Source organism: Microbacterium arborescens, from assembly GCF_049707515.1.
GTDB lineage: Bacteria > Actinomycetota > Actinomycetes > Actinomycetales > Microbacteriaceae > Microbacterium > Microbacterium arborescens_B.
On record NZ_JBNAFI010000002.1, the window covers coordinates 127847 to 150043 of the forward strand.

Here is a 22197-nt window from a genome sequence, read left to right on the forward strand (position 1 = left end):
ATTCGCAGACAGGGGACCTCATGAGCGAACGCGTGACGTGGCTGCTCGTCGACGGCGAGAACATCGACGCGACCCTCGGCCAGTCGATCCTCGGTCGCCGCCCGCTGCCGGACGAACGGCCCCGGTGGGACCGACTGCTGCAGTTCGTCGGCGATCAGTGGCAGCAGCCCGCGCGCGGCCTGTTCTTCCTCAACGCCAGCAACCACCTGCCGATGTCGTTCGTGCAGGCCCTGCTGGCCCTCGGCTACAAGCCCGTGCCCTTGTCCGGCGACGCCGACGAGAAGGTCGTCGACATCGCGATCCAGCGCACGCTCGCGGCGCTGAAGGAACGCTCCGACGACGTCGTGCTCGTCAGTCACGACCGTGACTTCGTCGGCGAGGTCGCGGCACTCACCGGACCCGACCGTCGCGTCGGCGTGCTGGCGTTCGCGGAGTTCCGCAGCAGCGAGCTCACCGCGCTCCCGGGCGTGGAGTTCTTCGACCTCGAGTACGACGCGCACGCCTTCGACGCGCCGCTGCCGCGCGTGCGCGTCATCCCCATCGAGTCGTTCGACCCGTGGGAGTTCCTCGCCTGACCGGCGACGGCGGGCCGGGTCGGTTCGTCCAACGCTGCACCCACGCGCTTCCCGCTGCCGTCCGACCTCGTTTGGGCGATACACCCGTCGGACCAGAGGGGCCGGTGTCGCGTCGACCGGCCGCCGAGACGACACCGGCCCCACACGTCCGACGAATGTATCGCCGGGTGCGGGCCGGGCCCCGGCCCACCGCGGCTCAGAGGCTGCGGATGTGCTTGATGTTCGACTTCGCCGTCTCGAGCACCGCGCCGATGCCGCCCGAGTCCTTCGCGCCGAGCACCATCTTCGCCATCGACATCCCGAAGCCCGCGACCTGATCGGCCGTGATCGACGCCGGCATCGACAGGGCGTCGGGGTCGGTGACGATGTCGACGAGTGACGGCCCGCGGTGTGCGAGGGCCGCAGAAACGGCTACCTCGAGGTCGGCGGGATCGGTGACGCGCTGCGCGTGGTATCCCAGCGCCCGTGCGACGCCCGCGAAGTCGACCATCGGCACATCGACCCCGAAGTCGGGGAATCCGGCGACGAGCATCTCCGCCTTGACCATTCCGAGTGTGGAGTTGTTGAACACGAAGACGTTCAGCGGGAGGTCGTAGGCGGCGACCGTGATCAGTTCGCCGAGGAGCATTGAGAGTCCGCCGTCGCCCGCGATCGCGATCACCTGGCGTTCGGGATACGCCAGCTGCGCACCGAAGGCGTGGGGGAGGGCGTTGGCCATCGAGCCGTGTCGCCACGACGCCAACAGGCGCCGCTCGGGGCCGGGGGTGACGTACCGCGCTTGCCAGACGTTGCCCATGCCGGTGTCGGCGGTGAAGACGGCGTCGGATGCCGCGATGCGGTCGATCACCGACATGGCGCGCTCTGGGTGGATCGGCTGCGCATCCGAGTCGGTGTAGGCCGCGACCGAGTCCTCCATCGCCTTCCGGTAGCGCTTCAGCGTGTGCTCGAGGAAGGCGTCGTCGGTCTTCGCGGCGGTCTGGGCGCGCAACGCCGCGAGGGTGAGACCGACATCGCCGTGGATGGGATGCGTCACGCCCGCCCGACGCCCGAGGCGCCGCGCGTCGACGTCGATCTGCGCGATGACCGTCTTCGCGCCGTCGGGCAGGAATTGGTCGTAGGGGAAATCGGTGCCCACCATCAGCAGCAGGTCGACCTCGTGCATCGCATGGTCGATCGCGCCGTAGCCGAGGAGTCCCGACATGCCGACGTCGAACCGGTTGTCGTACTGGATCCACTGCTTGCCGCGCAGCGAGTGGCCCATGGGGGCCTGCAGGTGCTCGGCGAACGCGATGACCTCCTCCCGCGCATCGCGCACACCCTCGCCCGCGAAGATCGCGACCTTCTCCGCGCGATCTATGGCCTCCGCGAGCGCGGTGACGCTGCGCTCGTCGGGCGCGACGCGACCGGGGCGGGCGGCGACGAAGGGCGGGAACCGCCCCGTCGACCGGTGCTCGGCGAGATCGCCCGGGAGCACGATCACCGAAACCGATGACCCGGCCGTAGCGTGGCGGATGGCGGAATTCACCACGCGCGGCGACTGCTCGGACGTCAGGATCATCTCGCAGTAGTCGCTGCACTCCGTGAACAGCCGCTCGGGATGCGTCTCCTGGAAGTAGTCGGAGCCGATCTGCAGGCTCGGGATGTGGCTGGCGATCGCGAGCACCGGCACGCCCGAGCGCTGCGCGTCGAAGAGGCCGTTGATCAGGTGAAGGTTGCCCGGTCCACAGCTTCCCGCGCAGACGGCGAGCTCGCCGGTGAGCTCGGCGTCGGCGGCCGCTGCGAAGGCTGCCGCTTCCTCGTGGCGGACGTGGATCCAGTCGATTCCGCCCTCCGCGGCGCCTCCGGTTCGTCGCACCGCGTCGACGATGGGGTTGAGCGAGTCTCCGACGATGCCGTAGATCCGCTTCACCCCCGCATCGATCAACTGGGCGACGACCTGTTCGGCGACGTTCTGCGGCACGGCAGCTCCTTCGGCTGGGGAACGGGGATGGCCCCAGTCTTCTCCCGTGCCGGTGCGTGTGCCAGGGGTTGCGCGAGGTCGAGCGCGAGCCCGAGGGCTGACCGGTCAGCCCTTCAGGTCGGGGAAGTCCGACTCGCGCCATTCGGTCGTGATGCGCTCGGCGGCATCCGCGGCGGCCACTTCGCGTTCGCGCAACTCGACCCGGCGGATCTTCCCCGAGATCGTCTTCGGCAGCTCGGCGAACTCGATCCGCCGCACCCGCATGTAGGGCGGCATGTGCTCGCGGGCGTGGGCGAGGATGGCGCGAGCGGTCTCGGGCGTGGCCTCCCAGGCGGACGCCAACGACACGTACGCCTTCACGATGTTGAGGCGCACGGCATCCGGGGCTCCGACGACACCCGCCTCGACGACGGCGGGGTGGGTCAGCAGGATCGATTCCACCTCGAAGGGCGAGACTCTGTAGTCGCTGGCTTTGAAGACGTCGTCGGTGCGACCGACGAACGTCAGCTGGCCCTGGGCATCACGGACCGCCACATCGCTCGTGTGGTAGTAGCCGTCGTGGTCGACCTTCGCCGTGCGCTCGGGCTCGCCGAGGTATCCGGGCATGAGATTGAGCGGGCGCCGCGGCGAGGTGGGAAGGCAGATCTCGCCCTCGTCGCCGATCCGGCCGGTGAGCGGATCGATGAGCACGATGTCGTTGCCCGGAAGCGGGCGCCCCATGGCGCCGGGCTTCACCGCGACACCCGGGGTGTTGCCGACGACGGCTGTGAGCTCGGTCTGTCCGTAGCCGTCGCGGATCTGCAGTCCCCACCAGCGCTGGATCGTGTCGATCACCTCGGGGTTGAGGGGCTCGCCGGCCGAGAGCAGTTCGCGCAGCGCCCGCGGCCGCTTCTCGAGATCGGCCTGGATGAGCATGCGCCAGACGGTCGGAGGCGCGCAGAAGGAGTTCACCCCGTTGCGGTCGAGCTGCTCGACGAGCCGGGCAGCGTCGAAGCGTGCGTAGTTGTAGACGAAGATGGTGGCCTCGGCGATCCACGGCGCGAAGAAGAGGCTCCAGGCGTGCTTGCCCCAGCCGGGCGCGCTGATGGTCATGTGGACATCGCCCGGACGCACGCCGATCCAGTAGGTCGTCGAGAGGTGACCCACGGGGTAGCTCACGTGCGTGTGCACGACCATCTTCGGACGCGACGTCGTTCCGGAGGTGAAGTAGACGATCGCCGCGTCGTCCGAGGCCACGACCACGCCGGGGGCGGAGTCGTCGGCGTCGCCGGAGTGTGCGAACGAGTGCCAGCCGGACCGGTCGCCCCCGACGACGATGCGCTCGAAGGCGCCGCTGATCGCATCGAACTTGACGGCATCGGCGGGGTCGGCCAAGACGGCGCGGATGTCGGCGCGTTCGACTCGTTCGATGAGGTCGTCCGTACCCATCACGACCGACGTCGGCAGGATCACCGCTCCGATCTTGAGGATCGCCAGCATGGCCTCCCACAGCTCGACCCGGTTGCCGAGCATGAGCATGACGGCGTCGCCGCGCCCGATGCCGAGGCCCGTGAGCCAGTTGGCGACGCGGTTCGAACGACGGCGCATCTCGTCGTAGGTGACGCGGGTCTCGGTGCCGTCCTCGTCGACGACGTGCAGTGCGACGCGATCGTTGCCCTGGGCGATCGCGTCGAACCAGTCCACGGCCCAGTTGAAGGTCTCGCCGACGTCGGGCCAGGCGAAGCCGGCGTGCGCTCGCTCGGGGGCGTGGGCGTTCTCGAGCAGGAAGTCGCGTGCGGCGCGGAATGCAGCGGTCGGCGTGGTCGCATCGGGAGAAGACATGAGCCTCGGATCTGTTCTCTCATCCGGCGCGGGTGCGCGGGATGCCCTTCCGAGTCTAAGAACGAGCGGGCGCGGGCCGGCGCATGGTGACGACGCGGGGGAGGATGGATGCATGAACCGCTCGACGATCCTCGCGCTGCTGCTCGATGCCGTCCTCGTCGTGGCCTTCGCGGCGACGGGGCGCGCGAGTCACGATTCGCACGTGCTCACCGGTCTGTGGCAGACCTCGTGGCCGTTCCTCGCGGGCCTCGTCGTCGGCTGGGCGGTCGTGCGGGGATGGCGCGCTCCGACCGCCGCGCTGCCGACCGGATTGGTCGTGTGGGGAGCGACGGTCGTCGGGGGGATGCTGCTGCGCGCCGTGTCCGGTCAGGGCACGGCGCTGCCGTTCATCATCGTCGCGACCCTGACACTGCTCGCGCTGCTGGTCGGATGGCGCCTCGTGGCGCTCGGGGTCCGCGCGCTCCGGTCGCGCAGCGGCGAGCGTTCTCACAGCCGGGATGCCGCCCCGCGCGCGTAACCTGTCGGGCATGCGCCGCCCCACTCCCGACCCCGTCGGCCCTGGACAGGAATCCGTCTGGGACTATCCGCGCCCGCCGCGCATCGAACGCGTCGACGTGCGGGTGACGATCGACTTCGCGGCCGTCACCATCGTCGACACCGACGATGTCGTCCGCGTGCTCGAGACGAGCCATCCGCCCGTGTACTACCTGCCGGCGGCCGCGTTCGTGCCGGGCTCGCTGGTGCCCGCGTCGGGCACGTCGTTCTGCGAGTTCAAGGGCGCAGCCGAGTACTTCGACGTGGTCCGCGGCACCGCGGTCCGCGAGCGGGCGGCGTGGGGCTACCCGAACCCCTCAGCCGGGTCCGAGGAGCTCGTGGGCCGGGTCGCCGTATACGCGGGCGGGATGGACCGGTGCACCGTCGCGGGCGAGGTCGTCGTGCCGCAGCCGGGTGGCTTCTACGGCGGGTGGGTGACGTCGAACCTCGCGGGCCCGTTCAAAGGCATCCCCGGTTCGATGGGGTGGTGACCGTCGAGAACGGACCCGCGAGGGTGGTTCGGAACTCGCGTCAGCGCTCGGCGCGGGCGAGGTTGGCGCGCAGCTCGTCGGCGTTCTGCCGCACCCCGTAGGCGGGCCGGTCGCGCTCGACGCGCCAGCTCTCGGCGAGCGAGCCGATGTCGACCGTGTCGAAGCCGAACTCGTCGTAGAGCGCGGTGACGTGGGCGACGGCCTCGGGGTGGTCGCTCGCGGTCGCGAGCGCCCGGCGGTCGGGCGTGCCGGCAGGGGAGCCGTCGGTGTTGATGTCGGCGGCGGGGATGTGGTTGAACGCCTTGACGACCTTCGCGTCCGCGAGGTGGCGCTGCGCCATCTCGGCGGTCGTCGTGCGCTTCTCGTCGAGCTCGGCGATGCGACCGTCGCGCTCCCAGTAGTAGTTGTTCGTGTCGAGCACGATCTTCCCCGCGAGAGGTGCGGCGGGGACGTCTTCCAGCGCCTTGAGCGGCACCGTCACGATCGCCCAGTCCGCGGCCTCCGCCGCCTCCTGCGCGGTCGCCGCCCGCGCGCGCTCGCCGAGACGCGCGACGAGGTCGCCGAGCGTCTGCGGTCCGCGCGAGTTGGCGATCACGACGTCGTAGCCGCGCGCGACCAGCCCTTCCGCGAGGGCGCTTCCGATGTGTCCTGCTCCGATGATTCCCACTGTGGTCATGCGGGGATCAACCAACGGGGGCGTCCGCGGCATTCCCGACCGCGGCCACGCCGCGCCGGGGCGGGGCCGTCAGAGGATCTGACCGATGGGCTCGCGCTTCTCCGCCTGGAAGCGGTCTTCGTTGCGGCCGCGCGCCCAGTAGCCCGACAGCGAGACACGGCTGCGCTCGAGCTCGCGCTCGTCGAACAGCACGCGTCGCAGCGCCTTCATCGATTCGCGCTCGCCGTGGGCGAAGACCTGTACGTCGCCGGCGTGCCAGTCGAACTGGCGCACGACGGCGGCGAGGGCCTCGGCATCATGGGTCGGATCGACGATCCATTCGACCTCGACGCCGGCCGGGGCCTCGAGCGGCAGGATGGCGTCGTCGGATTCGACCTCGACGAAGACGTGACCGATCGCCTCGGCGGGAAGGGACTCGAGGCTCGCCGCGATCGCGGGAAAGGCGGCGAGGTCGCCCACGAGGAGGTGCCAGTCGGCTGCGGCATCCGGCAGGTAGCCACCGCCCGGACCCATCAGCTCGATGCGGTCGCCGACCTGAGCACGCGCCGCCCAGGGGCCGGCGAGGCCTTCGTCGCCGTGGACGACGAAGTCGATCGAGAGCGTGCCGGCGACGGCATCCACGCCGCGCACGGTGTACGTCCGCGTCACGGGAGCGGACTCGGGCGCAGGCGTCGTGAACTTCAGCTTGACGTACTTGTCGGTCTCGGGCCGGTTCTCGAACGCGGCGAACCCCTCACCCCCGAGCGTCACGCGAACGAGATGCGCCGACAGGCGTTCGGTCGCGACGACCTCGAGCTCGATGCTCGGACGGGGAGTTCGGGGAGCGGTGCGCGAGGAAAGGGCCACCTCACCACGGTACCTCGGCACGATCGGGCGGGCCCGACGCGCCTCCCGGGATCAGGCGAAACGCACCCAGTTCGCGGCGGCGCCGGTCTCGGTCTGCTCCAGCAGTGTCAGCTCGGCACCGTCGACGGCGTAGAGCGACACCGTGCGCGACTTCTCGCCCGCGGCGATCAGGCGGTCGCCGGCGGGCGAGATCGCGAAACCGCGCGGCTGCGGCTCCGTGGGGATGAACGAGGCGGGGTCCTGGACGGTGCCGTCCTCGGCCACGGGCGCCGCCGCGAGCGTACTGGTCGAGCGCTCCGACACCCAGACGAACCGCTCGTCGGCGCCGAGGTGGATGTCGGCGCCCCAGACGGCGTGATCGGCGACGGGGTCGCCTCCAATCCTGCCGGGCACGAGTCCGGCCGCCGGGTCGACGGCGGCGGCGCGCGAGCGCAGCTCGAGGGCCCCGGTGTCCCGATCCCGGGCGTAGTGGAGGATCTCGCCGGAGTACTCGGTCATCACGTACACGGCGTCCTCGGCGCGGTTGAGCACGAGGTGGCGGGGACCGCTGCCGGCGGGGGCAGCAGCCGTGCCCGACCCGATCGGAGTCAGCGACAGATCGTCGTCGAGCCTGTACTGGGCGACGAGGTCGTCGCCGAGCGAGACGAAGTAGACGAAGCGGCCGTCGGACGAGGGCAGCACCGAGTGGAGCTTGGCGAACTCCACGCGTCCCGTCGGCTCGCCTACGGTGCCGTCCGCGATCGGCGCGACGATCCCGTAGTCGCCGCCGTAGGAGGCGGCCAGCAGCGCCGTGCCGTCGCGGGTGAGGGCGATGTAGCTGACCGAACCGTCCGGCAGTTCGAAGCGCGATCGCGGGGTGAGCTCCCCGGAGGCGCGGTCGAGGGCGAGCGTGACGACCGCCGCGGGCTCGTCCTTCGCAGCGCCCTTGACGCCGGCGTACACGAGGTCGCGCTGCGCATCGATGGCGAACGTGCCGGTTCCGGTGAGGCCCTCCGCGACGAAGAGCCGTTCGAGCGCATCGCCCGCCAGACGGAAGACGCTGATGCTGCTGTCACCCGCGTTGGCGACCAGGACGAGAGAGGAATCAGTCACCCCCCGAGCCTAGCCGCGTCGCCCCGGACCCGGTCGGCGGGAGTGCGCGCCCGGGACTGATAAACTCGACGACGGAAGTGTGTCCGAGCGGCCTAAGGAGCATGGCTGGAATCCATGTAGGCGGGGTAACTCGCCTCGCAGGTTCAAATCCTGTCACTTCCGCCAGAACGAAGGGCGCCACTCCTGAGGGGTGGCGCCCTTCGTCATGCCAGGATGCCGCCCCACACGCGCCCGCCCTCGGCGATGCGCTGCGACGCGTCGAGCCGGGCTGCGGGACTCGTGGGCTTACGCCGCGCCTGGGCGTGGATGCATCCCGCGAACTCCGCCGTGAACTCCAGGCGAGGATGCCGCTCCGTCACGGCACGCAGCGTGCCGGTGTCCCACAGCTCGGGCGCGGCTCCCGACACATCAAGGCTGGTCGCGACCTCGAGCAGGTGCCCCTCGGCGTCGAGCAGCGGGTCGACGCTTCGCCACATGTGGCGCTCGATCACCTCCCGCACGCGCTCGCGCCGCTGCGGCGGCCAACCCGCGCCGGCAGCGAACAGCCAACCCGCAGCACCGCCCGCCGACTCGAACGCCATCTCGTGCGCGTCGAAGGCCGGCGTGACGCCGAGATCGTGCAGCATCGCCGAGACGAAGAGCAGCTCGGGATCGTGGTCGAGCCCGAGCGCGTCGGCACGCAACCGGGCCCAGGCCCACGACCGGATGCCGTGATTCACGAGTGCGGTCGACGACCACCGGCTCACCGCCTCGAGCGCGAGCGCGGCCACGGGAGTCGGCGGGGCGAGGAGGTCGTCGAGATCGAGCGTCATGGGGTCATTGTGCGGCGGCGATCGGGGCCCGGCCCGACGGGGCGAGGACTCCGGCAGGGATCAGCGCGCGGGTGTCGCGATTGCGACGGTGGACCGCGCCGATCGCCCGTCACGCAGGGTCATATGGCCCTCGCCCCCTCGAAACGGGTTTAGCGTCGGTGGGTGGCCATCGCGACGTCATCCCTCCCAGGAGCACCACCATGAGTTCTGCCACCTCGAAGAACGCCGCGCCGGCGAAGCGGAAGAAGCCCTTCTACCGGTCGTTCGGCTTCCAGATCACGATCGCGCTCGTCGCGGGCGTCCTCCTTGGCCTGCTGGCACGCCAGCTCGGCGACGACGCCGAAGGCAACCCCAACGGGCTCGCCGCGACGCTCTCGACGATCGGCAGCGGGTACGTCACGCTGCTGCGCACGGCCGTCGTGCCGCTGATCTTCCTCGCGATCGTCGCTTCCATCACGCAGCTGCGGAACGTCACGAACGCCGCCCGTCTCGCGGGCCAGACCCTGCTGTGGTTCGGCATCACGGCACTCCTCGCCGTGACCATCGGCATCGTGCTCGGTGTGACCATCCAGCCCGGTGCGCGCGTAGACGCGGGCGAGCTCGCCCCCGACGCCCCCTCGACCGTCGGATCGTGGTGGAGCTTCCTCACGGGGCTCATCCCGCAGAACTTCCTCGGGCTGTCGGTGTCGACCTCGATCGATCCCGACACGGGCGCCGCGAGCTCGAGCGTCGGCTACAACGTCCTGCAGATCATCGTGATCTCCGTCGCGATCGGCATCGCTGCCCTCAAGCTCGGCAAGCGTGCCGAGGCCTTCGTGTCGTTCACCGAGTCGGCGCTGAAGGTCGTGCAGCGCGTGCTCTGGTGGATCATCCGCATCGCCCCCGTCGGGACCCTCGGGCTCATCGGATCGGCGGTCGTGACCTACGGCTGGGAGAAGCTGACGACGCTGCTCTGGTTCGCCGTCGCGATCTACATCGGCCTCGCTCTCGTGCTGTTCGTCGTGTATCCCGTGCTGCTGAAGGTGCACGGCCTGTCGATCCGGCAGTACTTCTCGGGTGTGTGGCCCGCCGTGCAGCTCGCGTTCGTGTCGCGTTCGTCGATCGGGACCCTGCCGCTCACGCAGCGCGTCACCGAGCGCAATCTCGGCGTTCCGCGCGAGTACGCCTCGTTCGCCGTGCCCTTCGGAGCGACGACCAAGATGGATGGCTGCGCGGCGATCTACCCCGCGATCGCCGCGATCTTCGTCGCGCAGTTCTTCGGCCTCGAGCTGTCGTTCGTGCAGTACCTGCTCATCGTCGTGGTCTCGGTCGTGGGATCGGCCGCGACCGCGGGCACGACCGGCGCGACGGTCATGCTGACGCTGACCCTCTCGACGCTCGGGCTTCCCCTCGAGGGCGTCGGACTGCTGCTGGCGATCGACCCGATCCTCGACATGGGCCGCACCGCCGTGAACGTCGCCGGCCAGGCACTCGTGCCGACGATCGTCGCCAAGCGCGAAGGCATCCTCGACCGCGAGCTCTACGACGCCGAGCGCTCGGGCGACCCGTTCGCCGACGACAGCGCCGACGAGCTGGAGGCCCCCGCCCGGGCGTGACCCTGGCGCTCGCCTGAATGGGGCGCACTTCGCGGCATCCTGCGCAGCTTCTTCTGCGCTCGACGTCGGGAAGTGCGCCCCATTGCCGTGCGCGGCGTGCCCGGCGCGGGCGGGGCGGGTCAGGCGCGGACGAGGGCGCGGGGGAGCAGGACGGCCCCGATGCGGCGCGGCGTCGAGACCGACGCGAGCAGCCCGCGGCGGACGGCGAGGGCATCGGATGCCGCGTCGCCGCCCGCGGCCGTATCGCGCGCGCCGTCGGGCGCGGCGTAGCTCGTCCGCTCGACGGCGGCGACGAGAGCCTCGATCCGGCCGGTGGGGACGGTGGGCACGGCCGCGAGCCGGATGCCGAGGGCGCGGGGGCTATCGGCGTCGTCGACGCGGATGCCGATATCGCGCGCGCTCTCACGGACGATCCGCCAGGCCGAGAGGACATCGCCGCGTTCGGCCGCCGCCGTCTGCCAGCGGCGCCGCACCGCTCCGGCGAGAGCCGGCAGCAGCACGAGTGCCGCGAAGCCGAGAACGACACCGACGTAGGGCAGCGCGATCTCCGCGGGCGAGCCCCCGGCGGCCGCGCCGCCCGGGGCGGAGGTGCTCGGCGTCGGGGTCTGCCCGGCCTCGGGGGCAGCGGATGCGGTCTGCTCGGGCACCGGCGCGGGCGGGACGTCCTGGCCGCCGTCGTCGGGCAACGGCTGTGCCGAGCGCGCGAAGGTGGGGGGAGCCCCGAGGCTGTTCGTCGGCTCGAACGGAATCCAGCCGATGCCCGCGAAGTAGACCTCGGGCCACGCGTGCAACTGCGAGCTGAGCACGGTCGCGACGCTCTCGCCGTCGACGGCCCGGCCGGTCGGGGTGCCGGGCAGGTAGCCGACCACGATGCGGGAGGGCATGTCGAGGGTCCGCGCCATGACCGCGAACGCGGAGGCGAAGTGCACGCAGTAGCCGCTGCGGACCTCGAGGAAGTCGGCGATCGCGTCGACCCCCGACCCGTCGAACCCGTCGGACACCGGAGCGTCGAGCGAGTACGTGAATTCCGCGCTGCGGAACCACTGCTGCAACTCAGCGAGCCGGTCGTAGTCGGTGATGGCGCCCGCCGTCACCTCCCGCGCGGTCGCCTCGATCGAGGCGGGCATGTCCGCCGGCAGCTGGATGACCGTCTCGGGCAGGCCTTCAGCGGTGGTGCCGGCGGCCTGGATCTGCTCGAGGGTGGGGCGCACGACGTGGGTCGTCGTGACGTACTCCTGTCCTTGCGTGTCGGAGTCCGACGCGACGACCGTGCGGTTGCCGGGCATGGCGTCCCAGCCGCCGGAGAGATCGTCGACGCGGACCGCCGGGCCGGGGATCGGAAGCCACGCCGACGACAGCTGGGTGATGCTCACGGTGGTCTGATACTCGGTCACGCGCACGTCGGGGTCGGCGACGACCGGCCCGAGCGCCTCGGGGGTGAGCGGGATCGTCTCGTCGCGGTCGGGCTCCCACACCCGTCCGTCGAAGCTCGACAGGGTGGCCGCACGCAGATACGGCATGCTCGGCGCGTTCGTGCGTGTCGTCAGCACCTCGACCTCGGTGGGACGGCGCAGATCGTCGCCGAGCTCGAGGCTCGCGTTGATCGTCGTGGCCGGCCCCGTGCCGACCCCCACCCGCGGGGCGGGTCGCGGCAGCTCGGGCACCACGACGACGGTGATGACGATCGCCGCGACGGCCAGGCCCGCTGCCAGAGCCGCGCCCGATCGCGGCAGCCGCGCCGCGGTCGTGACGGGCGGGCGTCGTCCGGCCGCAGGCCCGGCGACGGCGCGTGCCAGCGCCCGCTCGCGGGATCGCGTCTCGGCCCGGATCAGGAGCAGCAGGACCGCGGCGAACACGACGAACGCGATGAGGTCGACGGCGGAGGGCACCGACAGGGCGGGAATGAGCCAGACCGCGACCAGTGCGATGCCGGCGAGCAGCGGCATCCGCGCGGTGATCACGGTGTGGTCGAGGAGCACCGTGAGGGCGGCGACCGCCGCGACCGCGATCACCGACAGCGGGCGCTCAGCGTCGAGCGGCGCGACCCCGGTGATGATCTGGTCGCTCGCGCCGGCGATGAGCGAGGGGATCTCGGCGAAGGTGCCGGGCGTGGGGATGACCAGAAGCAGCGCGGTGTCGCCGAAGTACACGGCCGTGATGATCGCGCAGCCGACGAGCGCTTCGGCGAGGGTGACCACGACGGCAGGAGCGCGCAGCCTGCGGAGCCCGGCGCCGACCGCCAGTACCACCACCGCCACGGCGACGGCGGTGACGAGCCAGGCTCCGGCGGCCACGACGCGCAGCAGCGGGAGGATCGCCGCCACGATCGAGAGGAGGAGCACGGCCGCGAGCCGCACGTCGCCGCTGCGGCTGAGCTCCGCGCGTGACGGCAAGCCCGTCGCGCGGGGACGCCACGGGCGCGGTGCATCACGACGCGGCACGAGCGGGCCCCCGTTCGGTCGCGGCCCGCCACGTCTCGGCGAGGTCGCCGTCGGCGGTGAGGGCGGCGGCGCGCCACCCGGCCGCCCCGGCACGGGCCAGGACGTCGTCGGCCGAGTCGGCCGCCAGCAGCACCGGCAGCGCGCTGTGGGCGACGAGGGGACCGAGCACGTCGGCATCCGCCGTGCTCAGCCGGGCGGTGATGACGACCAGCGGACCGGCGACGGTGCCGGCGAACAACCGGGGAAGGGCGGCCAGCCGGTCGTCCGCGCCGCTGACCACGGTTGCGAGATCGAGCGACAGCTGCTCGACCGCGGCGGTGTCGCCGGCCGCCACCGGCGAGCCGATGTCGTGTCCCTCGGCGTCGATGACCGTGACGTCGTAGCCCTCACGGGCGAGGCGTGCGGCGGCGGAGATCGCGGCGGTCACGGCTGCCTCGAACGTCGGGTCGTCGCCGGTGGCGGATGCAGCGGCCGACCAGCGCCGGGTCGCGCGGTCGAGCACGACGGTGGCTTCCGGGGTCGACTCCTGCTCCTCCTGGCGAACCATCAGCTCATCGTGGTGGGCGCTCGCCCGCCAGTTGATGCGGCGCATCGAGTCGCCCGGCGAGTACGCGCGCGGGATGAGGTTGTCGGCGCCTTCCCCGAGCTGGTGGGTCGCGGTGTGCAGGCTTCCGCCGGCTTCGCCCGGATACTCGGTCAACGGAGGAAGGGCCACCACCGCCGGTGTGACGGTCACCGCCTCGGTGGCGCCGACGCGCACACGCCGCCGGGTGAACCCGAACGGATCGGTGACGATGATCGAGAACGGGCCGACCTCGCGAACGCCCCGCCGGACCGCACGGATGCGGTACGTCAGCCGCACGCGATCGAGCGCCGCAACCCCGGGCATGACCCCGGCGGCATCTCCGTCGATGCCCTCCGGGAGGGCGTCCGACCATCGCGCGATCGATCCCGAGAGACCACCGCGGGCCGTCGCGTGAACAGTGACGACGCTCTCCTGTCCGACGGCGGCGACGTCGGGGGCGAACGAGCGCGAGACCTCCCCGTAGCGGTGCACGAACCACAGCGACACCCACGCGAGCGCGACGATCGCGAGCAGCAGCACCCCGATGTACATCAGCTCCACGACGCCGAACGCGTGAGCGCACACGATCCCGGCCATCCCGAGGATGACGGCGCCGGTGCCCCGCGCGGTGAACGGCCAGGCGGCGGCGAGCACGTCCCGCAGCTGCAGGCGCCGACGCGCGGCGGGGGCGGGGGAGGACGTCATGGGCCGGTCAGCGGACGGGGAGCGGAACCGGCACGGTCGCGGCGATGTCGGTCAGCGCCGCCTCGACCACCTCAGCACCGGTGCGGCCCCGGGCGGCTCCGCTCGTGCGAGCGGGGATCAGGCGGTGGGCCAGGACCGGCTGCAGGAGCGCGACGATGTCGTCGGGGATGACGAAGGGGCGTCCGTCGAGCGCGGCCCACACCTTCGCGGCGCGGACGAGCTGCAGCGTGGCGCGCGGGCTGGCGCCCAGGCGCAGATCGCGATGCTCGCGCGTGGCGCGGGCGATCGCCACCGCGTACTCCTCGACCGCCGGCGAGACGTGCAAACTCCGAGCCCACGTGATGAGGTGCTGCACGTCGCCGGCGGAGATGACCGGCGTGAGCGACGACAGGGGATTGACGCTGTCGCGCTCGCGGAGCATCCGCGCCTCCGAGGCGGCGTCGGGATAGCCCATCGAGATGCGCATCATGAAGCGATCGCGTTGGGCCTCGGGCAGGGCGTAGGTGCCCTCCATCTCGAGCGGGTTCTGCGTCGCTACCACCAGGAACGGAGCGGGCAGCGGGTGGGTGCGCCCGTCGACCGTGACCTGCCGCTCCTCCATCGCCTCCAGCAGCGCCGACTGCGTCTTGGGGGAGGAGCGGTTGATCTCGTCGGCGATGACGATGTGGGCGAAGATCGCCCCCTGCTTGAACTCGAACTCGCGGTCGGCCTGATTGAAGACGCTCACCCCGGTGACGTCTCCGGGCAGGAGGTCGGGAGTGAACTGGATGCGGCGGACGGTGGCGTGCACCGTCGCCGCGAGCGCCCGCGCGAGCATCGTCTTGCCCACACCCGGCACGTCTTCGATGAGCAGATGGCCCTCGGCGAGGAGACACACGAGGGCGGAGCGCACCGCCTCGGGTTTGCCGTCGATGACACGGGCGATGCTCGCGGAGATCGCATCGGTGGTGGCGGCGAACCGGTCCGGGTCGAGAGCCGCCTGGGTGCCGTCGTTGGTCATGCGATCCCCTCGTCGTCGGCGCCGCATACCTCACCGTGCGGCGCCCGTCTGGCGAGAGCCTAACCGCCCCCGATGACAGGGGGGCTCAGGTTCCGGGTTAGACTGATGGCAGCTCTCCGCGAGGCGGCATCCAGGCCAACTCCCCCAGGACGGAAACGTAGCAAGGGTAACCAGGCTCTGCCGGGTTCGCGGAGAGTCTTAATTTTCCCCACCGTCGTGGCCTGCGGCATCCGCCGCCGCGACGCCGTGGGATATTCACGGTTCGTGGTCAGGCCTCTCCCTCTTAGGCTGAACCCGTGGCTCAGAGCATCTACATCACGTCCGCAGAAGGCCATTCCGCGAAGTCGATCATCGCGCTGGGGGTGCTCGAGGCTTTCAGCCGTGTCGCACCCCGTGTGGGTGTCTTCCGGCCGATCGCCCGGTCGACCGACGAACGCGACTACGTCCTCGAGATGCTGCTCGACCACGACGGCGTGGACCTCGCGTACGACGAGTGCATCGGCGTCACCTACGACGACATGCGCCGCGACCCCGACGGAGCTCTCTCGCAGATCGTCGAGCGGTACAAAGCGGTCGAGGCCAAGTGCGACGCGGTCGTCATCATGGGCAGCGACTACACCGACGTCGGCTCTCCGGCCGAGCTCAGCTACAACGGCCGCATCGCGGTGAACCTCGGAGCGCCCGTCCTGCTCGTGCTCGGTGGACGCGCCGGCCAGGGCGGTGGCGAGAAGCTCGGGTCGTCCGCTCCCCGCACCCCCGACGAGATGGGGCAGATCGCGTCGCTCGCCGTGTCGGAGCTGCGCGACGACCGCGCCGAGCTGTTCGCGATCGTCGCGAACCGGGCCGACGGCGACCGCCTCGACGAGATCGTCGAGGCCGTCCGTCCCGCGGTGCCGCAGAACGTCCCCGTCTGGGCGGTGCCCGAAGACCGCTTCCTCGTCTCGCCGTCGGTGAGCACGGTGCTCGCGGCCGTCGAGGGCTCGCTCGTCAAGGGTGACGCCGATCTGCTCGGCCGTGAGGTGCTCGGGGTGGTCATCGGGGCGATGTCGATGGTCAACGTGCTGCCCCGCTTGAGCGAGCGCGCGGTCGTCGTCATCCCCTCCGACCGCGCGGAGGTGCTCCTCGCGACCCTTCTCGCACACGGCTCGGGGACGTTCCCCTCGCTGTCGGCCATCGTCATCAACGGCGGCTTCCCGCTGCCCGAGGCCGTCGACCGCCTGATCGACGGCGTCGGCGAGACGCTGCCGATCATCGCCACCGACCTCGACACGTACGAGACCGCGGCCCGCATCATGGGCACCCGGGGGCGCCTCGCGGCCGATTCGCGGCGTCACTACGAGGCCGCGGCGGCCCTCTTCGAGCGGCACATCGACACCAACGAGCTGACCGAGGCCCTCGGGCTCGCGCGGTCGACGGTCGTGACGCCGCTGATGTTCGCCTACGGGCTCGTCGAGCGGGCCCGCACGGACCGCCGGCGCATCGTGCTTCCCGAGGCCGACGACGACCGCGTGCTGCACGCCGCATCCATCGTCCTCGCGCGCGGCATCGCCGACATCACGCTCCTCGGTGAGGAGATCGAGGTGCGCTCGCGGGCGCTCGAGCTCGGCCTCGACCTCCGCGGCGCCGAGATCCTCTCGCCGTTCGACGCCGTGCACGTCGACAAGTTCGCCCGCGAGTACGAGCGTCTGCGCGCGCACAAGGGCATGACGTACGGGCAGGCCGCCGACGCCGTGACCGACGTGTCGTACTTCGGCACGCTCATGGTGCATCTGGGGCTCGCCGACGGCATGGTCTCGGGCGCTGCCCACACCACCGCTCACACCATCCGCCCGGCGTTCGAGATCATCAAGACCAAGCCGGGCGTCTCGGTCGTCTCGAGCGTCTTCCTGATGGCGCTCGCCGATCGCGTGCTCGTCTACGGCGACTGCGCCGTCATCCCCGACCCCACGAGCGAGCAGCTCGCCGACATCGCGGTCTCGTCCGCCGAGACGGCGCGCCAGTTCGGCATCGACCCGCGCGTGGCGATGCTGTCGTACTCGACCGGAGAGTCGGGCTCCGGTGCCGACGTCGACAAGGTCCGGGCCGCGACGGCACTCGTCCGCGAGCGTGCGCCGGAACTGCTCGTCGAGGGACCGATCCAGTACGACGCCGCCACCGACGCCGCCGTCGCGGCGAAGAAGATGCCCGGGTCCTCGGTGGCCGGCAAGGCGACGGTGTTCGTCTTCCCCGACCTGAACACCGGCAACAACACGTACAAGGCCGTTCAGCGTTCGGCCGGCGCCGTCGCGATCGGGCCTGTGCTGCAGGGACTGAACAAGCCCATCAACGACCTCTCCCGCGGGGCCCTCGTCGAAGACATCGTCAACACGATCGCCATCACGGCGATCCAGGCCCAGGGAAAGGCATCCGCATGAGCATCGTGCTCGTCATCAACAGCGGCTCGTCGTCGTTCAAGTACCAGCTGATCGACGCGGCCACCGGAGCCCCCCACGCCTCGGGTCTGGTCGAGCGCATCGGACAGGACCAGGGTCGGGTCAAGCACACCGTCTTCTTCCCGCGCGCAGCCGCCGGCGAGGCGGCCGTCACGGCGACGGATGCCACCTATGAACGCGAGCTCCCGATCGCCGACCACACGGCGGGGTTCCAGCTCATGCTCGACGCGTTCGCCGAGAACGGGCCCTCGCTCGATCAGCATCCGCCCGTGGCCGTCGGGCACCGCGTCGTCCACGGCGGCGCGCGCTTCTTCGAGCCCACGCCGATCACACCGCTCGTCGAGATCAACATCGACGAGCTGTCGGTGCTCGCGCCGCTGCACAACCCCGGTGCGCTCCAGGGGATCCGGGCGGCGAAGGCCGCTTTCGGCGACCTGCCGCACGTCGCCGTGTTCGACACGGCTTTCCACCAGACCATGCCGCCGGCCGCCTACACGTACGCGATCGACGCAGGGCTGGCGGAGGCTCACCGCGTCCGGCGCTACGGCTTTCACGGCACCTCGCACAAGTTCGTCTCCGAAGCCGCCGCCGCTCACCTCGGCCGTCCTCTCGCGGACCTGCGGCAGATCGTCTTCCACCTGGGCAACGGCGCGTCCGTCACGGCCATCGACGGCGGCCGGTCGGTCGACACCTCGATGGGGATGACGCCGCTCGAGGGCCTCGTCATGGGAACGCGCTCGGGCGACCTCGATCCGGCCGTGATCTTCCACCTGTCCCGCCGCGCCGAGCTGAGCATCCCCGAGCTCGACGACCTCCTCAACAAGCGCAGCGGCATGCTCGGCCTCGCCGGGGTGTCGGACATGCGCGACATCGAGGACGGCGTCGCCCGCGGCGACGCGGCGGCGACCCTGGCCTTCGAGGTCTACGCCCACCGCCTGCGCGCGTACGCGGGCGCCTACCTCGCGCAGCTCGGCGGCGTCGACGTGATCTCGTTCACCGCCGGCGTGGGGGAGAACTCCCCGCTCGTGCGTGCGGCCGCCCTCGAGACCCTCGGGTTCGCGGGGGTGGAGATCGATCCGGCGCGCAACGAGGAGCGGGGGCGCGGCATCCGCAGGATCTCGACGGATGCCTCCCGCGTCGAGGTCCTCGTCGTCCCCACGAACGAAGAACTCGAGATCGCGCGGCAGACGATCGCCGTGACCGCATGACGACCCGTGGCCCGCGGTGCACGTGCACGCCGCCCGACGTCATTACGCTGGGTCTGTGACCGCGGCTCAGCTTCCCGACCTGACCACCTACGACGGCGTTCTGTTCGACCTCGACGGCGTGCTGACGCCGACCGCGGACGTGCACATGCACGCGTGGCAGACGATGTTCACCGAGCTCTTCACGGCGTGGGACATCACGCCCGAGTACACGGCGGACGACTACTTCCGTCACCTCGACGGCAAGAAGCGGTACGACGGTGTCGCGAGCCTCCTGCGCTCGCGCGACATCGAGGTGCCGTGGGGTGATCCCGCCGACGACCCGTCCGCCGATACCGTCTGCGGGATCGGCAATCGCAAGAACGCGGTCTTCGAGCGGGTGCTCCGCGCCGAGGGGATCGCACCGTACCCGGGCTCCCTCGCCCTCGTCGACAAGCTGCAGGCGGCCGGCATCCCGATCGCGGTCGTGTCGAGCTCGAAGAACGCGCGCGAGGTGCTCACCGTCGCCGGTCTGCTCGATCGCTTCCCGGTCGTCATGGACGGCGTCATCGCGGAGGAGCGTCATCTGCCGTCCAAGCCGGCCCCCGACGTGTTCGCGGAGGGTGCCCGCATGCTCGGGGTGGACCCGGGCCGCGCGGTCGCCATCGAAGACGCGCACTCCGGTGTCGAGTCGGCCGTCGCGGCAGGCTACGCTCTCGTGGTCGGCGTCGATCGCGGTGCCGGTGCCGACGCGCTCCGCGCGCTCGGTGCCGATGTCGTCGTCGACGATCTCGACGCCTTCGTCTGACCTCTCGAACACCAACCCGTACCGCACCGCCCGCCCTCCAGCAGCGGGAGCCCGTCCTCCGGAAGGCCGTCATGATCGATCGCGATCGCTTCCCCGTCGACCCTTGGCGACTCGTCGAGAAGAAGTTCTCCCTCGATGACATCGGCGTGACCGAGACGCTCTTCGCGGTCGGCAACGGCTACCTCGGACTCCGCGGCAACCACCCCGAGGGCCGCAACGCGAACGAGCACGGCACCTTCATCAACGGGTTCCACGAGATCTTCCCGATCCGTCACGCCGAGCAGGCCTACGGCTTCGCCGAGGTCGGCCAGACCATCATCAACGCGCCCGACGCGAAGGTCATGCGGGTGTACGTCGACGACGAGCCGCTCGCCCTCGATGTGGCCGACATCCGCGACTACGAGCGCGTCCTCGACATGCGCACCGGGGTGCTCACGCGGAAGCTGCTCTGGGTCACCCCGAGCGGCAAAGAGGTGCAGGTCGACTTCGAGCGGCTGGTGTCGTTCGAGCAGAAGCACCTCGCGATCATGCGTCTGACCGTCACCGTGCTCAACTCCGACGCACCCGTCACGGTCAGCTGCCAGATCGTCAACCGGCAGGACGGCGAGGACGTCTACGGCGGCGCGGCGCCGGGTCGCACGGCTGCCGGCTTCGACCCCCGCAAGACGGAGAAGATCGAGGAGCGCGTCCTGCAGCCGCAGGAGTACTGGCAGAACGACGAGGGTCGCGCCGTCCTGTCGTACAAGGCATCGAACTCGGGCATGACGGTGTCCGTCGTCGCCGACCACCTCGTCGAGACCGAGAACGAGTACTCGGCCCGCCGCCTCGTCGAGCCCGACATCGCCAAGAACGTCTTCCGCGTGCACGCGAAGCGGGGCGTGCCCGTGACCGTCACCAAGCTCGTCAGCTACCACACGTCGCGGGGCGTCCCCGCGCGAGAGCTCGTGGATCGGGGTCGGCGGGTGCTCGACCGCGTCCGCGAGGAGGGCGTGGACGCGCAGTTCGAGCGGCAGGCGGCGTGGTGCGCCGACTTCTGGCGTCGCTCCGACGTGCGCATCGGCGGCCACGAGGACCTGCAGCAGGCGACTCGGTGGTGCCTGTTCCAGCTCGCTCAGGCGGCGGCGCGAGCCGACGGACAGGGCGTGCCCGCCAAGGGCGTCTCGGGGTCGGGCTACAGCGGTCACTACTTCTGGGACACCGAGGTCTACGTGCTGCCGTTCCTGGCGTACACGACGCCGCTGTGGGCGCGGAACGCCCTGCGGATGCGCTACCTCATGCTGCCCGCGGCGCGGCGCCGGGCCCGTCAGCTCAACGAGGCCGGCGCGCTGTTCCCGTGGCGGACGATCAACGGCGAGGAGGCCTCGGCCTATTACGCCGCCGGCACCGCGCAGTACCACATCAACGCCGACGTCAGCTTCGCGCTCGCGAAGTACGTGCGGGCCACCGGCGACGTCGACTTCCTCTATCGCGAAGCCGTCGACATCGCCGTCGAGACCGCCCGCCTGTGGTCGACACTCGGGTTCTGGCGGTTCGGCGAGAACGGCGACGCCGAGTCGTTCCACATCCACGGTGTCACCGGACCCGACGAATACACCACGGTCGTCAACGACAACCTCTTCACCAACGTCATGGCCCGCTTCAACCTGCGGTTCGCGGCGCGGACGGTGCGCGAGATGGCCGACGAGGCCCCCGATGCCTACCGCGCGCTGGTCGAACGCCTCGACCTCGACCCCGGCGAGGCCGACGCGTGGGAGCACGCGGCCGAGGCCATGCACATCCCGTTCAGCGACTCGCTGCGGATCCACCCGCAGGACGCGGTGTTCCTCGAGCGCGAGGTGTGGGACCTCGAGAACACCCCCGACAGCCAGCGCCCGCTGCTGCTGCACTTCCACCCGCTGGTCATCTACCGCTACCAGGTGCTCAAGCAGGCGGACGTCGTGCTCGCGCTGTTCCTGCAGGGGAACCATTTCACCGGCGAGGAGAAACTGGCCGACTTCGAGTACTACGACCCGCTCACGACGGGCGACTCGACCCTGTCGGGGGTCGTGCAGTCGATCCTCGCGGCCGAGGTCGGCTACCAGGACCTCGCCCTGGAGTACTTCCTCGAGTCGATCTACGTCGACCTCGGCGACCTCCACAGCAACGCCGCCGACGGCGTCCACGTCGCGTCGGCCGGTGGCGTATGGACCTCGCTGGTCTCCGGATTCGGCGGGATGCGCGACCACTACGGCGATCTCAGCTTCGACCCGCGCCTGCCGCGCGACTGGCCGTCGCTCGAGTACACCCTGCACTGGCAGGGCACTCGGCTCGACATCACGCTGACCGCCGACGCGATGACGGTGGTGGCTGGACCGGGGCAGGCGGTGGACTTCTCGGTGCGGGGCCGGGACGTGCGGGTCGCCGGTGGCGAGACCGTGCGGATCCCCCTCGCGGGGCAGGGGCCGCTGCTGTCCGGACGGCCGTCGCTGCGCCAGCTGGCCGAGTCGCGCCGCGAGGACGGGTCGCTGCTGTCGGCCTCCGTGCCGGACGCGACCGTGACGACCACGATTCCCACCGTGACCACCGAGATCCCGGTCATCACGGGCGAGATTCCCGTGGTCGAGGGTTACGACCGGACCTTCAGCGACCAGCAGGTGCGCACCGGCGCCGACTCCTGATCC

17 protein-coding genes, 1 tRNA gene and 1 other RNA gene are annotated in these 22197 nt (G+C 71.0%); 10 read left to right on the plus strand and 9 right to left on the minus strand.

Annotated features, from left to right (window positions below):
* Positions 1 to 20 precede the first annotated feature (20 nt).
* Positions 21 to 575, plus strand: a complete 555-nt coding sequence (locus ACPYN5_RS04585) for an NYN domain-containing protein (protein ID WP_424447806.1) — start codon at positions 21 to 23, stop codon at positions 573 to 575.
* Positions 576 to 771: 196 nt separating this feature from the next.
* On the opposite strand, the gene ACPYN5_RS04590 is transcribed toward ACPYN5_RS04585, so the two are convergent.
* Entirely contained in the window at positions 772 to 2535 is a 1764-nt protein-coding gene (locus ACPYN5_RS04590) for a pyruvate dehydrogenase (protein ID WP_424447807.1), read from the minus strand.
* Positions 2536 to 2640: 105 nt separating this feature from the next.
* On the minus strand, positions 2641 to 4356 hold the full coding sequence (locus tag ACPYN5_RS04595; protein WP_424447808.1) for an AMP-binding protein: 1716 nt from the start codon (positions 4354 to 4356) through the stop codon (positions 2641 to 2643).
* Positions 4357 to 4468: 112 nt separating this feature from the next.
* On the opposite strand from ACPYN5_RS04595, the gene ACPYN5_RS04600 reads away from it, so the two are divergent.
* A complete protein-coding gene (locus ACPYN5_RS04600) occupies positions 4469 to 4873 on the plus strand; it encodes a DUF3054 domain-containing protein (protein ID WP_424447809.1) in 405 nt (134 codons plus the stop codon).
* Positions 4874 to 4883: 10 nt separating this feature from the next.
* The gene (locus tag ACPYN5_RS04605) at positions 4884 to 5381 is read left to right on the plus strand and encodes a DUF427 domain-containing protein (RefSeq protein ID WP_424447810.1); all 498 of its coding nucleotides are present in this window, start codon (positions 4884 to 4886) and stop codon (positions 5379 to 5381) included.
* Between the two features lie 40 nt (positions 5382 to 5421).
* Here ACPYN5_RS04605 and ACPYN5_RS04610 read toward each other — a convergent pair whose 3' ends face one another.
* Genes ACPYN5_RS04610 through ACPYN5_RS04620 form a run of 3 tightly spaced genes read right to left on the minus strand, consistent with a single transcriptional unit; the run spans position 5422 to position 7995 of the window.
* Entirely contained in the window at positions 5422 to 6090 is a 669-nt protein-coding gene (locus ACPYN5_RS04610; RefSeq protein WP_424447811.1) for an NADPH-dependent F420 reductase, read from the minus strand.
* 36 nt (positions 6091 to 6126) lie between these two features.
* A complete protein-coding gene (locus tag ACPYN5_RS04615) occupies positions 6127 to 6903 on the minus strand; it encodes a siderophore-interacting protein (RefSeq protein ID WP_424447812.1) in 777 nt (258 codons plus the stop codon).
* Positions 6904 to 6954: 51 nt separating this feature from the next.
* Positions 6955 to 7995 carry a lactonase family protein gene (locus ACPYN5_RS04620; RefSeq protein WP_424447813.1) on the minus strand — a complete coding sequence of 347 codons (1041 nt, stop codon included), beginning with the start codon at positions 7993 to 7995 and terminating at the stop codon, positions 6955 to 6957.
* A gap of 73 nt (positions 7996 to 8068) precedes the next feature.
* Here ACPYN5_RS04620 and ACPYN5_RS04625 point away from each other — a divergent pair.
* Positions 8069 to 8160: transfer RNA gene (locus ACPYN5_RS04625), tRNA-Ser, on the plus strand.
* Positions 8161 to 8198: 38 nt separating this feature from the next.
* Here the strand turns inward: ACPYN5_RS04625 and ACPYN5_RS04630 are convergent.
* The gene (locus tag ACPYN5_RS04630) at positions 8199 to 8807 is read right to left on the minus strand and encodes an HD domain-containing protein (RefSeq protein ID WP_424447814.1); all 609 of its coding nucleotides are present in this window, start codon (positions 8805 to 8807) and stop codon (positions 8199 to 8201) included.
* Positions 8808 to 9007: 200 nt separating this feature from the next.
* Here ACPYN5_RS04630 and ACPYN5_RS04635 point away from each other — a divergent pair, with 200 nt between their 5' ends.
* Entirely contained in the window at positions 9008 to 10402 is a 1395-nt protein-coding gene (locus tag ACPYN5_RS04635) for a dicarboxylate/amino acid:cation symporter (protein WP_424447815.1), read from the plus strand.
* Between the two features lie 119 nt (positions 10403 to 10521).
* Here the strand turns inward: ACPYN5_RS04635 and ACPYN5_RS04640 are convergent, their stop codons facing one another.
* From ACPYN5_RS04640 to ACPYN5_RS04650, 3 genes are read right to left on the minus strand one after another with little or no spacing between them, the layout of a single operon-like run.
* Positions 10522 to 12795 carry a transglutaminase TgpA family protein gene (locus tag ACPYN5_RS04640; RefSeq protein WP_424447816.1) on the minus strand — a complete coding sequence of 758 codons (2274 nt, stop codon included), beginning with the start codon at positions 12793 to 12795 and terminating at the stop codon, positions 10522 to 10524.
* A 34-nt stretch (positions 12796 to 12829) separates the two neighbouring features.
* Complete coding sequence (locus ACPYN5_RS04645; RefSeq protein WP_424447817.1) at positions 12830 to 14113, minus strand: DUF58 domain-containing protein; 1284 nt, start codon at positions 14111 to 14113, stop codon at positions 12830 to 12832.
* A gap of 7 nt (positions 14114 to 14120) precedes the next feature.
* Positions 14121 to 15113 (minus strand): AAA family ATPase, encoded by a 993-nt coding sequence (locus ACPYN5_RS04650; protein ID WP_424447818.1) that lies wholly within the window; start codon positions 15111 to 15113, stop codon positions 14121 to 14123.
* Positions 15114 to 15220: 107 nt separating this feature from the next.
* On the opposite strand from ACPYN5_RS04650, the gene ffs reads away from it, so the two are divergent.
* From ffs to ACPYN5_RS04675, 5 genes are all read left to right on the plus strand, one after another.
* Positions 15221 to 15317: signal recognition particle sRNA small type (gene ffs / locus ACPYN5_RS04655), an RNA gene on the plus strand.
* 92 nt (positions 15318 to 15409) lie between these two features.
* The gene (gene pta, locus ACPYN5_RS04660; RefSeq protein WP_424447819.1) at positions 15410 to 17527 is read left to right on the plus strand and encodes a phosphate acetyltransferase; all 2118 of its coding nucleotides are present in this window, start codon (positions 15410 to 15412) and stop codon (positions 17525 to 17527) included.
* Positions 17524 to 18753, plus strand: a complete 1230-nt coding sequence (locus ACPYN5_RS04665) for an acetate/propionate family kinase (RefSeq protein ID WP_424447820.1) — start codon at positions 17524 to 17526, stop codon at positions 18751 to 18753. The genes pta and ACPYN5_RS04665 overlap by 4 nt, the downstream gene beginning before the upstream one ends.
* A gap of 55 nt (positions 18754 to 18808) precedes the next feature.
* On the plus strand, positions 18809 to 19537 hold the full coding sequence (locus ACPYN5_RS04670) for an HAD family hydrolase (RefSeq protein ID WP_424447821.1): 729 nt from the start codon (positions 18809 to 18811) through the stop codon (positions 19535 to 19537).
* Positions 19538 to 19608: 71 nt separating this feature from the next.
* Positions 19609 to 22194 (plus strand): glycoside hydrolase family 65 protein, encoded by a 2586-nt coding sequence (locus ACPYN5_RS04675; RefSeq protein WP_424447822.1) that lies wholly within the window; start codon positions 19609 to 19611, stop codon positions 22192 to 22194.
* The last annotated feature ends 3 nt before the right edge of the window (positions 22195 to 22197 follow it).